This is a genomic window from Spongiactinospora sp. 9N601, assembly GCF_044326295.1.
In the GTDB taxonomy this organism is placed as follows: Bacteria; Actinomycetota; Actinomycetes; order Streptosporangiales; family Streptosporangiaceae; genus Spongiactinospora; species Spongiactinospora gelatinilytica.
Genome location: NZ_JBIRBB010000005.1, coordinates 147,744 through 164,579 on the forward strand (window position 1 = coordinate 147,744; position 16,836 = coordinate 164,579).

Annotated in this window: 16 protein-coding genes; 10 read left to right on the forward strand and 6 right to left on the reverse strand. The window is 73.4% G+C overall.

What is annotated here, in order from left to right; translation table 11 throughout:
- Nucleotides 1-6 precede the first annotated feature (6 nt).
- Both ACH34R_RS13025 and ACH34R_RS13030 read left to right on the forward strand, forming a co-directional pair.
- Entirely contained in the window at nucleotides 7-507 is a 501-nt protein-coding gene (locus ACH34R_RS13025; protein ID WP_397561633.1) for a DUF6328 family protein, read from the forward strand.
- 36 nt (nucleotides 508-543) lie between these two features.
- On the forward strand, nucleotides 544-693 hold the full coding sequence (locus ACH34R_RS13030; protein ID WP_225878487.1) for a GPGG-motif small membrane protein: 150 nt from the start codon (nucleotides 544-546) through the stop codon (nucleotides 691-693).
- A 27-nt stretch (nucleotides 694-720) separates the two neighbouring features.
- On the opposite strand, the gene ACH34R_RS13035 is transcribed toward ACH34R_RS13030, so the two are convergent.
- Both ACH34R_RS13035 and ACH34R_RS13040 read right to left on the reverse strand, forming a co-directional pair.
- A complete protein-coding gene (locus tag ACH34R_RS13035) occupies nucleotides 721-1,449 on the reverse strand; it encodes a metallophosphoesterase (protein WP_397561634.1) in 729 nt (242 codons plus the stop codon).
- Nucleotides 1,446-1,697: a BON domain-containing protein gene (locus ACH34R_RS13040; protein ID WP_111168766.1), complete on the reverse strand. Its 252-nt coding sequence runs from the start codon at nucleotides 1,695-1,697 to the stop codon at nucleotides 1,446-1,448. The genes ACH34R_RS13035 and ACH34R_RS13040 overlap by 4 nt, the downstream gene beginning before the upstream one ends.
- Before the next feature lie 239 nt (nucleotides 1,698-1,936).
- Here ACH34R_RS13040 and ACH34R_RS13045 point away from each other — a divergent pair, with 239 nt between their 5' ends.
- From ACH34R_RS13045 to ACH34R_RS13060, 4 genes are all read left to right on the forward strand, one after another.
- On the forward strand, nucleotides 1,937-2,854 hold the full coding sequence (locus tag ACH34R_RS13045) for a glycosyltransferase family 9 protein (RefSeq protein WP_397561635.1): 918 nt from the start codon (nucleotides 1,937-1,939) through the stop codon (nucleotides 2,852-2,854).
- A complete protein-coding gene (locus ACH34R_RS13050) occupies nucleotides 2,851-3,096 on the forward strand; it encodes a hypothetical protein (RefSeq protein WP_397561636.1) in 246 nt (81 codons plus the stop codon). Before ACH34R_RS13045 ends, ACH34R_RS13050 begins: the two co-directional genes overlap by 4 nt.
- Nucleotides 3,097-3,133: 37 nt before the next feature.
- Nucleotides 3,134-3,979, forward strand: a complete 846-nt coding sequence (locus tag ACH34R_RS13055; RefSeq protein ID WP_397561637.1) for an SDR family NAD(P)-dependent oxidoreductase — start codon at nucleotides 3,134-3,136, stop codon at nucleotides 3,977-3,979.
- A 64-nt stretch (nucleotides 3,980-4,043) separates the two neighbouring features.
- Complete coding sequence (locus ACH34R_RS13060; RefSeq protein WP_397561638.1) at nucleotides 4,044-5,876, forward strand: transketolase; 1,833 nt, start codon at nucleotides 4,044-4,046, stop codon at nucleotides 5,874-5,876.
- 29 nt (nucleotides 5,877-5,905) lie between these two features.
- Here ACH34R_RS13060 and ACH34R_RS13065 read toward each other — a convergent pair whose 3' ends face one another.
- The gene (locus ACH34R_RS13065) at nucleotides 5,906-6,310 is read right to left on the reverse strand and encodes a ChaB family protein (RefSeq protein WP_397561639.1); all 405 of its coding nucleotides are present in this window, start codon (nucleotides 6,308-6,310) and stop codon (nucleotides 5,906-5,908) included.
- A gap of 169 nt (nucleotides 6,311-6,479) precedes the next feature.
- Here ACH34R_RS13065 and ACH34R_RS13070 point away from each other — a divergent pair, with 169 nt between their 5' ends.
- Complete coding sequence (locus ACH34R_RS13070) at nucleotides 6,480-7,010, forward strand: shikimate kinase (protein ID WP_397561640.1); 531 nt, start codon at nucleotides 6,480-6,482, stop codon at nucleotides 7,008-7,010.
- Nucleotides 7,011-7,017: 7 nt separating this feature from the next.
- Here ACH34R_RS13070 and ACH34R_RS13075 read toward each other — a convergent pair whose 3' ends face one another.
- Entirely contained in the window at nucleotides 7,018-7,821 is an 804-nt protein-coding gene (locus ACH34R_RS13075) for a PP2C family protein-serine/threonine phosphatase (RefSeq protein WP_397561641.1), read from the reverse strand.
- Nucleotides 7,822-7,904: 83 nt separating this feature from the next.
- Between ACH34R_RS13075 and ACH34R_RS13080 the strand changes: the two genes are divergently transcribed.
- Complete coding sequence (locus ACH34R_RS13080; protein WP_397561642.1) at nucleotides 7,905-9,845, forward strand: N-6 DNA methylase; 1,941 nt, start codon at nucleotides 7,905-7,907, stop codon at nucleotides 9,843-9,845.
- A gap of 44 nt (nucleotides 9,846-9,889) precedes the next feature.
- Nucleotides 9,890-10,792, forward strand: a complete 903-nt coding sequence (locus ACH34R_RS13085; protein ID WP_111168759.1) for a serine/threonine-protein kinase — start codon at nucleotides 9,890-9,892, stop codon at nucleotides 10,790-10,792.
- Nucleotides 10,793-10,801: 9 nt separating this feature from the next.
- Here ACH34R_RS13085 and ACH34R_RS13090 read toward each other — a convergent pair whose 3' ends face one another.
- Nucleotides 10,802-11,629 carry a DUF4253 domain-containing protein gene (locus tag ACH34R_RS13090; RefSeq protein WP_397561643.1) on the reverse strand — a complete coding sequence of 276 codons (828 nt, stop codon included), beginning with the start codon at nucleotides 11,627-11,629 and terminating at the stop codon, nucleotides 10,802-10,804.
- A gap of 95 nt (nucleotides 11,630-11,724) precedes the next feature.
- On the opposite strand from ACH34R_RS13090, the gene ACH34R_RS13095 reads away from it, so the two are divergent.
- Entirely contained in the window at nucleotides 11,725-12,537 is an 813-nt protein-coding gene (locus tag ACH34R_RS13095) for a GNAT family N-acetyltransferase (protein ID WP_397561644.1), read from the forward strand.
- Nucleotides 12,538-12,546: 9 nt separating this feature from the next.
- Here ACH34R_RS13095 and ACH34R_RS13100 read toward each other — a convergent pair whose 3' ends face one another.
- A complete protein-coding gene (locus tag ACH34R_RS13100) occupies nucleotides 12,547-16,794 on the reverse strand; it encodes a hypothetical protein (RefSeq protein WP_397561645.1) in 4,248 nt (1,415 codons plus the stop codon).
- Nucleotides 16,795-16,836 lie beyond the last annotated feature (42 nt).

The following is a 16,836-nucleotide window of genomic DNA, read 5'->3' on the forward strand; positions in this document are numbered from 1 at the left end:
CCGCCCATGAATGAGCCGACCATACGCCAAGACTCGGACGACGAGAGTCACAAGGAACGAGTGAATCGGGAGCTGGCCGAACTGCTCCAGGGGTTACGGGTGGCCGTCACGGGGGTGCAGGTGCTGTTCGCGTTCCTGCTGACCGTGCCGTTCGCCGCCGGGTTCCCCAAGGTGGACCTCGTCGGCCGGTGGCTGTTCTTCATCTCGCTGATGGCCGCAGCCTTCGCGTCCGTGTGCTTCATCGCCCCGGCCGCCCAGCACCGCCTGCTGTTCCGCACGGGCCTGAAGGAGCGGATGCTGCGCGAGGCGAACGCGCTGGGCGTGGCCGGGGCGGTGTTCCTGGCCGTGGCGATGACGAGCGCCGTGGCGCTGGTGACCGAGGTGGTCATCAACTCCTGGCAGGCCGCGCTGTTCGGGGCCGCCGTGGTGCTCGCCTGCGGGTGGCTGTGGTTCGTGCAACCGCTGCTGTCCCTCTACCGGCAGCGGAACGGTGAGCGCCCGCGATGACGTTAAGCCGGTGGGCGGCCGGGCAGTAGCGGGGCCATGGCCACATTGCTTTGGATCATCGCGGTAGTGCTCATCATTTCCGGGATCTACGTGATCCTGGCCCGTCGCGACATCCTGTGGGGTGTCGTCCTCATCGTCCTCGGGTTCCTCGTCGGCCCGGGCGGTGTCAGTATCTTCAATGTGTAGACGCCGGGCCGGTCATGCCCGCGGCGTCTACACGTTGAGGTCCTCCTTGAGGCTGTAGACGCCGTAGGCACGGCCGAGCACCGGCAGCGCGACGTTGCGCACCCGGATGCCTCCGGGCGTCAGTCCCTTCTCGCTGCCCAAATGGGCGTGGCCGTGCACGATGAGGTCGGCGCCCTCCGCGTCCACCGCCTCGGCCAGCAGGTAGCTGCCGAGGAACGGGTAGATCTCCTTCGGCTCGCCCTCCAGGGTGTCCTTGACCGGTGAGTAGTGCGTGAGCACCACCCGGTGGTCGGCGGGGGTCTCCTTCAGCGCGACCCGCCAGCGTTCGGCGATGTCCTTGGTGTGACGGACGAACGCCTTGGTCTCCGGCTCGCCGAACTCGCTGGCGCACTTGCCCGCGAACCCTCCCCCGAACCCCTTGCCGCCCACGATCCCCAAGGTCTCACCATGACACTCGATGACGGCCGCCTGGTCCTCCAGGACGATCATCCCGGCGTCCCGCAGCAGTACGGAAATGATCTCCTCGGCGTCGGAGTGGTAGTCGTGGTTGCCCAGTACCGCCACCACGGGGATCGGCAGGTCGCGGAACTCATCGGCCACCACCCGCCCCTCCTCCTCGGTACCGTGCCTGGTCAGGTCGCCGGCCAGCAGCAGCACGTCGGCCCGCTCCTCGATGCCGGCGAACCGGGGACGGAACCGTCCGCGCAGGTCCTCGCCCATGTGGATGTCGCCGACCGCGGCGATGCGCACCTTCACAGGTTCTCCTCCTCTCCGGGGTCGCGTACCTCGACCACGCTGATCTCGTTGTGGAGCTCCAGTTCGGGCGCGGCCTCGCCGGCCACTCCCGCGATCGTCTCGCGGCGGTACTCGTCGCCGACCTGCCCGCGCAGGAAGATCTGGTCTCCCCGCACGTCCACGCGAATGCCGAGTTCGTGGGTGCGCTCGTCCTCGGCGAGCGCGCGCTGGACTCTGGCGGCGACGTACTGCGGCGCCTCACCTGCCATAGTGGCTCCTTTTCAAGCTCCGGCTCGCAAAGCCCTGACGTTCCGGGCTCCTGCCAAGGTCCGCTTGCCCGGCGGCCGGGCGACGAAACCGGCCCCGGGGGGTTCGGCGGACCGGAAGTGGGAACATCATCGCCAGGGCCGTGATTGCCCCGTGTCTAGGACGCAGGCACACTCGTTGATTTCGTCATGCCAGAACCGGATTTCCCCGAGATCTCCGGCGGGCATACGAAGGAGTGGCCATGCGGCTCGTCGGTGAACACCCCCATGCGCTCGCGGGGCCGCGTGCCCTGGTGCTCGGCGGCCCTGGGCTCGGCGGCCTGTTGTCCGCCGTTCCCGCTTTGCGCGCGTTGCGCGGCTCCGGCCAGCAGGTACATCTGGCGGCCCCCGCCCGGCTGGACGAGCTGGCCGAGCTGACCGGCGCGGTCGACCGGCTGCTGCCGACCGTGCCCGGCCGTCCCATCCCGTGGTACGCCTCGCACGGCGAGCCGCCGGACCTCGCGGTCAACCTGCGCGACGCCGACCCGGCGAGCCACCGCAGACTGCTCGAACTGCGTCCCGCCGACCTGTGGGGGTACGAGCCGGGCGGAGCCGCCCCGCCGGGCGTCAGCCGCCCCAGGTGGGACGGCGGGGAGGACGAGGTGCGGCGCTGGTGCCGCCTGCTGGCGTGGTACGGCCTGCCCGCGGACCCCGCGAACATCGCGCTGCCCGTTCCGCTGTGCCCGAACCCCGACAAGGGCACCGTGGTCCTCCACCCGGGACATCCCGGGGCGCGGTGGCCCGAGCACCGGTTCGCGCTGGTGGCCGATGTGCTGTCGGGCGTGGGGTGGCGGGTGGTGGTGACCGGTGACCGGTCGGAACGGGCGCTCGCCACCCGCATCGTGGCTCAGGGCTTCCTGCCCCCGGGGGCGATGCTGGCCGGCCGTACGTCGCTGCGGCGGCTGTGCGCGCTGGTCGCGGGGGCGCGGCTGGTGGTGTCCGGGCATCCGGGGCCGGCCAGGCTCGCGGCGGCGTACGGCACGCCGTGCCTCACCGTCCGCGGCCCGGACGCCGGGGTGGACGAGGTCCTCACCGCCGCGCTCGACCGGCTCGACGGGCATGACCGAAATCGCTCTGGGTACGGGGGTGCGGCCCCTGCGGAACAAAGGAGGGGAACATGATTCGCCGTGAGAAGCCCGCCGTGCCGGCGACACCGCTTGATGTCGTGCACATCCGGCTCGGCTCGTTCTTCCTGTTCTTCGCGCTCGCCGTCGGCGCGCTGGGCATCGTGTCGAGCGTCCCGTGGCTGACGGCCGCGATGGCCGTCGTGGCGGTGATCACGATCATCGACATCGTGCTGGCCATGCGCCGTCAGCGGGCGCGTGAGGCCGAAGGGGAGGAAGGCAGTGACGGGCTCGAATGATGGCCATACAGGATATGACGGCTATGCGGATGTCGGTGTGAAGGAACCATTCCAACGCGGGAGCGAGCAGAACGGCAGGCTCGCCGGTCAGGTGGTGGTGGTCACCGGGGCGGGCGGCGGCGTCGGCCGGGCGACCGCCGCGCGGCTCGGGCGGGAGGGCGCGCTCGTCGCGCTGATCGCCCGTGGCGGGGCCGGGGTGTCCACCGCCGCCGTGGAGGTGGGCGCGGCGGGCGGCAGCGGCATCGTCTATGAGACCGACGTGGCGGACTATGAGCAGGTCAGGACCGCCGCCGAGCGGATCGAGACGGACCTCGGGCCGATCGACGTGTGGATCAACGTGCCGGACGCCGCCACCTTCGCGCGCTTCACGGACGCGCCCCCGCAGGACTTCCGGCGTGCCACGGCGGCGACCTTTCTCGGCTGCGCGTGGGGCACACGGGTGGCCCTGGATCTCATGCGTCCGCGCGGGCGGGGCACGATCGTGCAGGCCGGCTCGGCCCTCGCGTACCGAGGCGTCCCCGGGCGCTCCGCGTACTGCGCGGCCGAGCACGCCATCAGGGGCCTGACCGAGTCGATCAGGTCCGAACTCCGCGAAGCGGACAGCCCGCTCAAGATCACCACCGTCCGGCTCCCCGCACCGGACGCCGGGCCCTTCAAGCCGCGCGACCACGGGCAGGAGGCCGCCGACGCCTTGGTCTTCGCGGCCTGCCACCCGGAGCGCGAGGAGTACCGGGCGGACACCGTCACCGCCATGATCACGCGCCGCCTGACCGGTGGGCGCGGCCCCTGGTCCTGGCCGGACCGGCGCCGCGCGCTGACCGCCGCCGCCCTCGGCGCGGGCACCGGCGCGGCCATCGCCGCGCTCCGCCGCCGCCGTGCCTGATCAGGGCGGAGGTTTTCGCCGGGCTGGCCGGGTAGTCGGGGGCAATGCAGAGAAGGGAGTCCTGATGCCCGAGCGTGACCTCCGCTACCTGGCCGACCTGGCGGCGCAGCTCCGCGTGGACGCGGTGCGGGCCTCGGCCGCCGCCGGTTCCGGCCACCCGACCTCGTCGATGTCGGCGGCGGACCTGATGGCCGTGCTGCTCGCCTGTCACCTGCACTACGACTTCGACGATCCGCACGCCCCCGGCAACGACCACCTGATCTTCTCCAAAGGACACGCCTCGCCGCTGCTCTACGCGCTCTACAAGGCGGCGGGCGCGATCTCCGACGAGGAGTTGCTGAGCTTTCGCAGGCACGGCAGCCGGCTGGAGGGTCACCCGACCCCGCGGCTGCCGTGGGTGGACGTGGCCACCGGTTCGCTGGGGCAGGGGCTGCCGGTCGGTGTGGGCATCGCGATGGCGGGCCGGCGGCTGGATCACATGCCCTACCACGTGTGGGTGTTGTGCGGGGACAGTGAGCTGGCCGAGGGGTCCATCTGGGAGGCGGCCGAGCAGGCGGGGTACGAGGGCCTGGCGAACCTGACCGCCATCGTGGACGTGAACCGCCTGGGCCAGCGCGGGCCGACCCGGCACGGCTGGGACACCGGCGCGTACGCCCGCAGGCTGTGCGCCTTCGGCTGGCACACCGTGGAGATCGACGGGCACGACCCGGGACAGATCGACTACGCGCTCACCGACGCCCGCAACGTCCGCAGGCGGCCCACCGCGATCCTGGCCAGGACGCGCAAGGGCGAGGGCGTCTCGGCGGTCGAGGACCGCGAGGGCGCGCACGGCAAGCCGCTGGCCGACGCCGAGCAGGCGATCGAGGAACTGGGCGGGCGGCGGGAGGCGATCCGCGTCCAGGTGAGCCCGCCGGAGCCGGCCAAGGAGCCGGACGGGGTGCCGTACTCGCCGCTGAAGCTGCCAGTGTTCGAGCTGGGCGAGGACGTGGCCACCCGGTCGGCGTTCGGGGAGGCGCTGGCCGCGCTGGGCACGGCGCGCGGCGACGTGGTCGCGCTGGACGGCGAGGTCGCCGACTCCACCAAGGCCCAGGCGTTCGCCGACGCCCACCCCGACCGGTTCTTCGAGTTCTTCATCGCCGAGCAGCAGATGGTGGCGGCGGCGGTGGGCATGCAGGTCCGGGGGTGGGTGCCGTTCGCGGCGACGTTCGCGGCGTTCCTGACCCGGGCGGCGGACTTCATCCGCATGGCGGCGGTGAGCCGGGCCGACGTACGGCTGGTCGGCTCGCACTCCGGCGTGGAGATCGGCCAGGACGGCCCCTCGCAGATGGGCCTGGAGGACCTGGCGATGATGCGCGCGGTGTACGGGAGCACGGTCCTTTACCCGTGCGACGCGAACCAGACCGCCAAGCTGGTGACCGCGATGGCGGACCGGCCGGGCGTGAGCTACCTGCGCACCACGCGCGGCGCGACCCCGGTGATCTACGACGCGGACGAGCACTTCCCGATCGGCCGGTGCCGGGTGCTGCGCACCTCCCCCGACGACCTGGCGACGATCGTGGCCGCCGGGGTGACCGTCCACGAGGCGCTGGCGGCGGCCGACGAACTGGCCCAGGAGGGCATCCGGGTCGGGGTGATCGACCTCTACTCCGTCAAGCCGCTGGACATCGAGGCGCTGCGGGCGGCGGCCACCACGACGGGCAACCTGATCACGGTGGAGGACCACTGGCCGGAGGGCGGGCTCGGCGAGGCGGTGCTCTCGGCCGTCGCGGACCTCGGTCCGCGCGTCATCAAGCTCGCGGTGCGTCAGATGCCCGGCTCGGCCACCCCGCGCGAGCAGTTGCGCGACGCGGGCATCGACCGCGACGCGATCCGCGACACCGTCAAGCGCCTGCGGTGACAGAGGTCACCACAGGCGCATAACGGGGGTCAGCGGCTTCTGGCCTTGTTCGTGGCCCTTCGGTTGGCCTTCTTGATGGCGTCCACGAGTTCCTTCTTGCTCATCCTGCTGCGTCCGGTGATGTCCAGACGCTGCGCGGTGGCGTACAGGTGCTCCCTGGGCGCGCTCGCGTCCACGCCCTCGGCCGTCCTGCCCGGGGCCGGGGTGCTCTTCCTGGCCTGTTTGTCCGACGGGCCCCTCCGGCCGCCGGCCTTGCGCTCCCAGTGGTCGCCGATCTTCTCGAAGGAGTGCTTGAGCGCGCTGTAGGCGGTCCGGTGGGACCGGGCGCCCTCGCCGTACTCCTGCACCGCCGAGTCATGCGCCTTGATCCAGGTCTCCTGCGCCTCCTTCGGCGAGCGCCGCAGGGTGGACGGGAGTTCTTCGCGTGCGGGCATCGAACCATCACCTCCACATCGGTCGGTCCTGTGCCACGACTGCCCGTCCGGTCGGCTCCGAAACGAACGCCGGGCCGCCCCGGACGCCCCCGGGTAGAAGGTCATCCGAGGGCGCAGGAGAATGGCTCTCACGCACGCGACCACCCGGCCGACCCGGAGGTGACCGAGTTTGACGCCGCCCCCTTCCGACGCGACCCCCATCGTCGTGGTCGGGCTCATGGGCTCAGGAAAGACGACCGTGGCCAAGCTGCTGGCCGAACGACTGCACCGCGAAATGCGCGACAGCGACCCCGACATGCGGCGTCGCTACGGCGCCACGGCGGCCGAGATGGCCGAACGGCTCGGCCCCGCCATACTGCACGAGCGGGAGTGGGAGCATCTGCGCGAATCGCTCACCGACCACCCGCCGTCCGTGATCGCCGCCGCGGCGAGCACGCTGGACCGCCCCGAGGCCCCCGCCGCACTTGAGCCCGCCCTGGTGGTGTGGCTGGACGCCCCCGACGAGGTGCTGGCCGAGCGGATGGCGAGCGGCGCGCACCGCCCGCACTTCGAGGCCGACCTGCGCGCGATGCTGGCCAAGCAGCGCGCGCGCCGCGGGCCGGTGCTGGCACGGGTGGCCGACCTGACCTTCGACGTCGCGGCGCGCAAGCCGGAGGAGGTCGTGGCCGGCGTGCTCGGCGCGCTCGGCGTCGGCGAGTGACCCGGGTTCAGGCCGGGTGCTCGGCGGCGGCCCCCACCATCACGCCCGGGACCGGCAGGTCTTCCTCGGCGATGTCGGCGACCTCCAGGAAGTCGGCGGCCACGCAGGAGATGTTGTCGGGCCCGCCGCCCTCGTTGGCCATCTCGATCAGCCGGGTCACCACCTCGCCCAGGTCGTCCAGGCCGGTCAGCACCTCGTGCAGGGCCTCGGGGCCGAGGACGGAGGTCAGCCCGTCGGAGCACAGCAGGTAGCGGTCGCCCGGCTCGCCCTCGCGGACGCGCACGTCGGGGTCGCCGTCGCCGGTGCCCTCCAGCACCCGTAGCAGCATCGAGCGGCGCGGGTGGACCGACGCCTGCTCGGGGGTGATCCGCCCGTCGTCCACGAGGGTCTGCACCAGCGTGTGGTCGTGGGTGATCTGGTACAGGGCGCCGTCGCGCAGCAGGTAGGCCCGCGAGTCGCCGATGTGCGCCAGGGCGAAGCTGCTGCCCTCCCAGAGCATGGCGGTCAGCGTGGTTCCCATGCCGCGAAGGCCCGGGTCGTTCTCGGTCATCTCGTAGATGGTGTGGTTGACCTCTTTGACCAGCGACCGCATGGCGCCGTGGAGGTCGACTCCCGCCGTGGCGGCGCGCAGGCTCTCGTCCAGCGCGGCGACTGCGGCGATGGCGACGGTACTGGCCACCTCACCGTGGGCGTAGCCGCCCATCCCGTCGGCGACGGCGAGCAACCTGGGGCTGGCGTAGGCCGAGTCCTCGTTCTGCTCACGGCGGCGGCCTACGTCGGAGGCAACGGCGTAGCGCAGGATGTGTGCCATGTCAGTAGTTAATCATTGGTTGAGTCACTTCACAAGCAAGTAGGTCGTAGACCGATGGGACAGGTTGAACTAGTCTGGCGGCCATGAGCAGCGACGCCACCCTCAACGCGGGCGACATCGCCCGGCTCGCCGGTGTGGGGCGGGCCGCGGTGAGCAACTGGCGCCGCCGCTACGACGACTTTCCGCGCCCGGTGGGCGGCACGGCGGCCAGCCCGCTCTTCTCGCTGCGCGAGGTCGAGGACTGGCTGCGCGAGAACGGCAAGGCGTTCGAGGTCTCGCTGGGCGACCGGGTGTGGCAGTCGCTCCGCGGCGCGGGCGATGACCTGCGCCTGCCCGAGCTGGTCGCCAGGGCCGGTGCCGTGCTGCTCTACCTGCACCGCGACCCGGACGGCTGGCGCCGCCTGGCCCGCGACCCGGCCCTTTCCGGCCTGCCCGCGGCGGTGGAGAAGGCCACCGGCGACCTGCCGCGGGTGGGGCAGGCCGGTGACGACCTGGGCGGCGACCTGGTCAGGCTGCTCGCCGGGCTGGCCGCCGAACGCGGCGCGGACGGGGCGTTCGAGCTGATCTGCGAGCGCTACGTGGAGGCCCACTCGCGCGCCCTCGACGTGACCCGCGCCGACATCGCCGCCCTGCTGGCCACGCTGATCGGGCCGGGGCCGCGCGTGGTGCTCGATCCGGCGTGCGGTGTCGGCACCCTGCTTCTCACCGGCGGTGGCCGGGACGTGCGGGTGCTCGGGCAGGAGCTCGACGAGACGGCCGCGGCTATCGCGGCCGTCCGCCTGCTGCTGCGTGGAATCCACGCAGAGATCATTGCAGGAGATGCGCTCACGCGTGACGCGTTCGCGACGACGAGTGCCGACGCGGTGGTATGTCATCCGCCGTTCAACGAGCGGGCGTGGGGCTTCGACGAGCTGACCGGCGACCCGCGCTGGGAGTACGGCCTGCCGCCGCGCGGGGAGTCGGAGCTGGCCTGGGTGCAGCACTGCCTGGCCAGGGTACGGCCGGGCGGCACGGTCGCGATCCTGATGCCCCCGGCCGCGGCGAGCCGCCGGTCCGGCCGCCGCATCCGCGGCAATCTGCTGCGCGCCGGGGCGCTGCGCGGCGTGGTCACGCTGTCGGCGGCCGGGCCCGATCTGTGGCTGCTGCGCCGCCCCGCGCCGGGCGAGCGCCCGCCGTCGGAGCTGCTGCTGATGGACGCGAGCGACGATTTCGCCGCCGTCGCGGCGGCCTGGCCCGCGCACCTGGCGGGCACGGCGGGCACCGCCGGGCGTACCGTGCGGATCATCGACCTGCTGGACGACGAGGTGGACGTGAGCCCCGCCAGGCACCGGCCGCGCCGCGACGCGGCCGAGCTGGGCCGCGGGTTCGCCGCCGCCCGCGACGGCTTCCACGCGGCGCTCGAAGGGCTGCGCGGCGGGCCGCCGGAGCTGCGTACGGCGGGGCGCGACCGCGAGCCGCTGATGACGACCGTGGCCGAGCTGGTCAAGGAGGGCGCGGTCACGGTCCTCCAGGCGCCCTTCAAGATCCCCATGGCGGAGTCCGGGACTCCGGTGCTCACCGGCGAGGACATCGCCGCGGGCGGCCCCCCGTCCGGCCGTACCCGGCCCGGCCCCGCGCTGGTGACACTCGCCGCGGGCGACATCGTGGCCGCGCCGACCGGCGCGATCCGGGTCGTCACGGCCGAGACGGGCGCGGGCGCGGCGCTCGGCCCGCAGCTCACCGCGTACCGGGTCGATCCCGACACCCTCGACGCCGACTTCGTGGCCGGGTTCCTGCGCTTCGCGGGCACCTCGGCCGCCACCTCCTCGCGGGTACACCCGGCCTCCAGCCGTACCGACGCCCGCCGGGTCCGCATCCCGCGCCTGCCGCTGCCCGAGCAGCAGGCGTACGGCGGCGCGTTCCGCGGGCTCATCGCCCTGGAGGACGGTCTGCGCGAGACGGCCGCGCTGGGCGAGGCGCTGATCCGGCTAGGCTTCGAGGGTCTGGTCGACGGACATCTGCTGCCGTGCGACCAGAGGGCGTAGTTCCGGCTTTGCGAGGTCCCCTGGAAGGCCGCAGGAGGGGTGCGATGGTCATCGCCGACCGCTACGTGCTCGATGACCTCCCCCTCGGGCAGGGCGGCATGGGCGCGGTCTACGGCGGGCATGACCGGCATCTCGACCGCAAGGTGGCGGTCAAGTTCCTGCGCGTGCCCATCGAGCACGACGCCGAGCTGGAGCAGCGGTTCATCCGCGAGGCGCGCATCCTGGCCCGGCTGGAGCACCCGGGCGCGCCGGTGCTGTACGACTTCGGCGCGCACGACCAGCGGCTGTTCCAGGTCATGCAATTCATCGACGGCGTCACGGTGGCCGACGTGGTCAGCGAGCACGGCCCGCTGCCGGTCCAGTGGGCGGCGGCCATCGCCGCGCAGGCGTGCGCGGTGCTGACGGCGGCGCACGCGCTGTCGATCTGCCACCGCGACCTCAAGCCCAACAACCTGATGCTGTGCCCGGACGGCGACGTGAAGGTCCTCGACTTCGGGCTCGCGGTGCTGCGCGAGGCGGGCGCCGCGCCCTTCACCCGGATCGGGCAGATCCTCGGCACGCCCGCCTACATGGCGCCGGAGCAGATCCAGCGCGGGGTGGCGAGCCCGCGCAGCGACCTGTACGCGCTCGGCTGCGTGCTGCACGAGACCCTGACCGGCCGGCCGGTGTTCGCCGGGCCGACCGACTACGCGGTGCTCGACGCGCACGTGAACCAGCCGCCGCCCCGGCTGGGCGGCGTGCCGCCGGGCCTGGCCGCGCTCGTCACCGGCCTGCTGGCCAAGCGACCCGAGGACCGGCCCGAGGACGCGGCGACCGTCTACGGGCTGCTCGAACCGTACGCGGTGGACCTCCCGGCGCTGCCCGGCTTCCTGACCTCGCCGTCCGTGCCCTGTCCCGGGCGGATGTACGCGCGGATGGTCGGCCGGGTGCTCGGCGGCGAGCGCTAGCCCCGCCGGTCAGTCCCACCAGAACGACCAGGCGTTCACCCCGGTGATCTGCTCGGCGTACCCGTGCAGGTCGCCGGGCCCCTGGATGATGCTGTCCGGGCAGAACGCCCAGTGCTCGGCGGCGACGTGCAGGGCGTGCTCGTGCGTGGCGGGCGGGGCGGCGACGCTGAGTTCGAGGGTGTTGAAGCCCATGCCGACCACCCGCGCGCCGAACCGCTCCTCCCAGCTTCGCACCACGGCGGCCAGCGGCGGCGTCCACTCGTTGTGGTGCAGCGCGCCCTGCCAGCCCATCACGGCCATGGCGTCGGCGCCCCGGCGTACGGCGGCCAGGCCGAGCGGCATCCCGCGCTCGGCGAGCACGCCCGCGTACCAGTCGGCGACCTGCTCGGCCGGGACCACCGCGCGGCCGGGCGGGGCGAGCCCCGGGCACTCCGCGCCGAACGGGGCCAGCTCCTCCGCCACCTGGTCGGGGTGGGCCTGCGCGCACCAGTCTTCCCACACCTCGGCCAGGAACAGCGCCGGCTTGTAGTTGTCGATCTCCCCGGGCACGTCGGGCACCAGATGCCCGGCCGCCCACGGCTGTACCGACTCGTCCAGCAGCACCGGCCACAGCCCGGAGCGCCCGTGCTCGGCCCGCAGCGCAGACCACAGGTCCGCCGCCACCGGCTCGTCGCTCATCCAGAAGGCAGGCCGGTCGGTGGGCCGGAGAGTGTCTGCGGGGTCGGGCCACAGAAAATCCCCCGGTGGGAGATCGACCGTGAGGGACCGGCCCACGCCGCCGTCGGCGAACAGCTCCCCAAGCCCTGCCGGCAGCCCTCCCCGTTCGCGCTCGTCCATTCCAACCGTTCCGTTACCGATCACCAGACCATCCCGGCGCAGTCGAGATGGTAGTGCCGTACCGCCGTCGCGCGCTGCCCCAGTACGCTGGTCCGGTGGAATGGGCCTTCTGTTCCGAGGTCACGGCCTTCCCGGAGGAGGCCGAGCGCTGGCTGCGCGGCGACCCGATCCGCAACACCGTGCCGCTGACGCTGCTGGTCCGGCTGCGGCTCGGCCAGGCGGCGGGCGGCGGGCTGCTCGGCTGGCTGGCCGACGGCCCGGCGGTGCGCGGCCTCGTCGTGCAGACCCCGCTCTATCCGCTGGTCATCACCGACGTGCCGGCCGAGTCGCTGGAGCCCTTGGCCGCCGCGCTGCGCGCGCACGGCCTGCCGGGGGTGACCGGCCCGGCGCCGATGGCCGAGGCGTTCGCGCGGGCCTGCGGGCGGCCCGAGTCCGGCCGGATGGACCAGCGGCTCTACCACCTGGCCGAGCCGCGCGAGCCGCGCGCCCCGGGCCGGGCCCGCGCCGCCGTGCCCGGCGATCTCGACCTGCTGGCGGGCTGGTACAAGGCGTTCCTCGACGAGTCGCAGCCGGGCCATCCGTGCGACGACCCCGCGCCGGGCGTACGGCTGGGCATCGAGCGCGGCGAGCTGTTCGTGTGGGAGGACGACGGCCGCCCGGTGGCGGCGGCCGGGCACACCCCGCCGGTCGAGTCCACCGCGCGGATCGCGGTCGTCTACACGCCGCCGCACGCCCGCCGCCACGGATACGGCGCGGCGGTGACGTACGCGGCCTCCAAGGCCGCGCTGGCGACCGGCGTGGACCGCGTGCTGCTGTTCACCGACCTGGCCAACCCCACGTCCAACTCGATCTACCAGGCGATCGGCTATCGCCCGGTGGCCGACTACGCGCAGATCGTCTTCGGCTGAGCGGGCTCGTCACCCGCCGCAGCCGCCGGGCTCCACGTCGGTGATCTTCCACCCCGCCCCCTGGTACGGCGACATGAACTGCGCGAGCAGGTCGATCGCGTAACCCTGGACCTGCCCGCCGGGGTCGAGGAAGGACACCATCTGCGGGCCGTCCGCGCCGCGCAGGGTGATGCCGTTCCTGCGCTCGGCAGTGACGAGCCCCGGCTGGGTGCTGATCGACACGCAGGCCAGCTTGGCCGGGCCCATCATGAACCGCTGCTTGGCGCTCATCGGACGCAGCCGGGTGTCGTAGCGGCGGAAGGACAGCGAGTCGGCGGGCCCGATGCGCAGCTTGTCGGTGAAGGCGTCGGGGCCGACGCTGCGGTCCATGGTCACCGCGACGTCCACGTCGGGCCGCAGGTCCACGCCGCGGGCGGCGATGTCCAGGCGGTGGTAGGCGCCCTCGAAGGCGGGCGCCAGGTAGCCGAGCGCGCGGTGCGCGGTCATCCCGAACGGGATCTTCCCGGGGCGGATGCGCATCCGCGAGATACCGTCGATGCGCAGCGACAGGTCCCCGATCGTGCTGCGGCCGAGCCCGAAGTGGCCGGCCAGCTTGAGGTCGAACAGGCCGCCGGTGTAGGGGATCTCCTGCTTGGCGGTGACCTTCTGGCGGGCCACCGGCTCGATGGACAGGCCCGCGTGGACCTGGAGCCGCTTGGTGGGCACCGGCGCAGACACCAGGTCGGTGGAGTAGTCGTCGTTGAGCGTGACGGTCGTCTGCGCGGCCAGGTCGGTGACCTCCACGGAGGCGTCCAGCAGCCGCCCGCCGGCGGGCTTCCAGACCTGCTCGACCAGCGAACCCTGCACGGCGAACAGCCCGTCGAGGGTGTTCTCGCCGCGTTGCGCCCGATAGGTGAACGCCGGCAGTTGCAGGCCGGTGTCCGGGACGTCGGAGGCGAGGCCGAACGCGGCGGGCACGTCGCCGAACCGCACCACCCCGGTGCCCGGCCGCCCGCCGGGCGGGGCGGCGGTCACCCGGGCGAGCAGTTTCTTGATCGGGGCGGAGTTGCGCACGTCGATCCGGGTCTTCTTGCCGTAGACGCCGGTCACGGACACGCGGGCGGGTACCGGGTCCAGCTCCACCTGGCCGCGCAGGACGCCCCTTGCGGGCCCGGCGTCCACCTCGGCGTCGGCGCGCAGCGAGGTGATCGTGGCCGCGGGCTCGATCGCCCACCCGGCCCGTACCACGTTCGCGGCGCGGCCGTCGGCGTCCTTGCCGTCGCTCACCTCGAACGGGCCGATCGCCATGCTGGTGATCGACCGGGGCAGGCCGTCCAGTACGGCCCGCGCCTTGAACGGCAGCGGCGTCATCACCGAACCGGCCAGGTAGACGCCGATCTTGCGGTCCTTGGGCCGGAAACCGGCGAAGGAGAACGTCCGCTTCGCCGGATCCACCGTGATCTTGCTGGGCAGGCCGGTCAGCCGTACATTGCCGAGCACGCCGAAGCAGCCCCGGTCGGGGGTGCAGAAGGGACCGGCGTCCACGGCGCAGCCGGGCGCGCCCGGCTTGCAGCCCGCGTCCATCAGGGACACCCCGGAGTCGAACCCGGGCACACCGGATTCGGCGCCCGCCACGGCGGCGGCCTTGCCCAGCCAGATGTTGGCGGCCAGGTCGAGGTTGGCACCGCCGGTGTCGTAGGTGACCGTGCCGCCCTTGCCGGCGGCGACGGAGAGGCGGCCGGGGATGGGGCCGACCGTGCCGAGCGCGCCGAACCGCAGGTCACCGGCGAGTGACACGTCGGCGTCCAGGGCGACGGTCTGCCGCTTGCCGTTGAGTTCGGCGCGCAGGTCGGAGCCCGCGCCGGCGAGTTCGGCGCTGGTCAGCCCGTCGAGCCGGACGCTCGCGTCGAGGTTCTGGTCGGACTGGCGGTAGTGGGCGGCCAGGTGCGGCCCGGTGGGAGCGGTGGCGCCGTCGTGGTTGGTGACCGCGATGGTCGCGGCGCCGATCGGGCCGCTGACGCCGCGGAAGCGGTAGGCGCCCTGGCTCCAGGTGGCCTCGAAGCGGGCGGGCACGTCCTTGACCTCGGCCGCGGCGCGGAAGTACCGGCCCTGGGCGCGGACGCGGGCCAGCGCGGACACCTCCGCCACCGGCTCGTCGGCCGTCCAGTCCAGGCGGCGGGCGGGGACGTCGGCGGTCACCGTCACCGACCGCCGTACGCCCTTGACGGTCAGGGCCAGGTCCTCCCCCTCGGCGGGGGCGACCTTGGTGACGGGGGCGCGGTTGACGTACAGGTCGACCTTGCCGAGCCTGGCCCCGGTGGACAGCTTGGCCACCGTCCGTTCCCCGAGCTGCCAGGACGTCTCGACCTTGGACCGCACGCCGTGCACGGTGCCGTCGATGGTCGGGCCGTGCTCGGTACCGGAGTACGCGGCGCGCAGCCGGGAGATCACGCCGCTGGCGCTGTATTCGGCCTTCTTGGCCTCGGGGTCGATCCGCACGCTGACCTTGGCGGGGGTGTTGGACAGCTCCATCCGGGTCAGGTGCGCGCCGTCGATGTCGGCGGCGGCCAGGAACGAGCGTCCGGGCGAGGAGAGGCGCAGCGTGGCGGCCGGCCGGGCGCCGTAGGTGACCTCGAACCCGGACAGGCCGTTCATCCGGCCGGACACGCCGAGCCGGTCGCCCTTCTTGATCATGGTGAGGTGGCCGCCGCCGGGGGCGGCGACCGCGCCGCCGTTGCGCTGGAGCACCGCCGAAAAGCCGCCCAGGCGGGAGCTGGCCTGCTGGCTGACGGTCCGCTTGGCGGCGTCGCTGACCAGGCGCAGGTTCGCGGGGAGCCCGGTGAGCCTGGCGGTGAACACGGTCTTGGCGGCGGCCTGGTCGTAGTAGACGACGTCGGCGGACTCGGCGCGGCCCGAGCCGGTCTCCAGGGTGAGTCCCTGGGTCTTGCCGCCGCCCGGGTCGTAGCGGGCGCGGAAGTCGGCCGGCAGCCCGGTCATCGACACGCCCGCGATCTTCACGGGCCGGGTCCCCTGGAAGACGTAGTTGTGCAGCTCCGCCGAAGGGATGCGGCCGGAGGCGGTGAGCTTGATCTCGGCGGCGCCGTCCTTGGCGGTACGGCCGAGCCTGGCGGTGAGCTCGCGCGGCGGCTTGGCCACGCTCATCTGGGTGACCTGCTCCCGGTACTGCCCGCCGCCGCGCCGGTCGGTCACCACCAGCGCGTCCAGCCGGCCGCCGCCCTGCGAGGTGAGCGTGATCTCGCTCTCCTGCCGGGCGAGGTCGAGCCGGGCGCGCGCGGTCATCTGGGCGGGGGCGGGCTTCTGCGCCAAGCTGGCCACGGTCGTGCCGGCCGGCTGCCCGCCGCGCAGGGCGGTGACGCCCGCGACGGTCGCGGTGGACTCGCCGGTGTCCGGCCGTTTCACCTCGGCCCGTACGTCGATCACGCTTCCGCCCGCCTTGGCGGCGCGGAAGATCCCGAAGATCTCGGCGGGCAGCGAGTCGCCCCGGTGCAGGCCGTCGAAGCCCACCGAGACGCGGGTGCCGGACTCGCCGGGCAGCTCGTACTCCGCCCAGACCTGGGCCTTGAGCGGGCCGTCCTTGGTCTCGCTGCGGGAGGCCCGGGTCACCGAGACGCCCGCGCCACCGGACTTGCCGCCCTTCTCGAACATGGGGACGACCTGCACGGTGACGTCCGGGGTGCCGTCGCCGGTCACGTCGGCCGAGGTCGGCTTGAACACCGGCCGGGGGCCGGAACAGGACACCCCGTGGTCGGCGGATTCGGCGCACAACCGGAAGGTGAACGCCGCGTAGGCACCCGCGGCCTTCTTGCGCAGGGCGTCGAGGTCGATCCCGGTGAGGTCCTTCAGGCCCGAGGTCAGGCCGCCGATCTCCTTCGCGAGGGGGACGCGGACCGGCAGTCCCGGCGCGTCGCCCGTGGCGGGCAGCAGCTTGCGGGCGTCGGGCACGCCGCCACGGAGCCCGCCGGCCTTGAGCCGCTCGGCGGCGTCGGCGGCGACGCGGTCGGCGAGGGCCGGTCCGGCGGGGATGGTGGCCGGGGGGATCCGCGGGCCGACCTCGCGGGCCGGTACGGGGCGGGCGGCCAGGGAGGGGCCGCGGGGCACGTTCACCGCCGCCTTGGGCGGGGCGTGGACCGCGGGGACGGCGGCGATCTTCGGTTTGGCGGCGCTCGGCCGAGACGTCTCCAGGGCCTCGGCGCGGGCGGGCGCGGGCAGGGCCGCCACGGCGCCGGCGGCCAGCGCGATGGCAAGGACACGCGACAAGACGTGTCGCTGGAGACGCGGCATCTGTGGAATTCCCCCCGC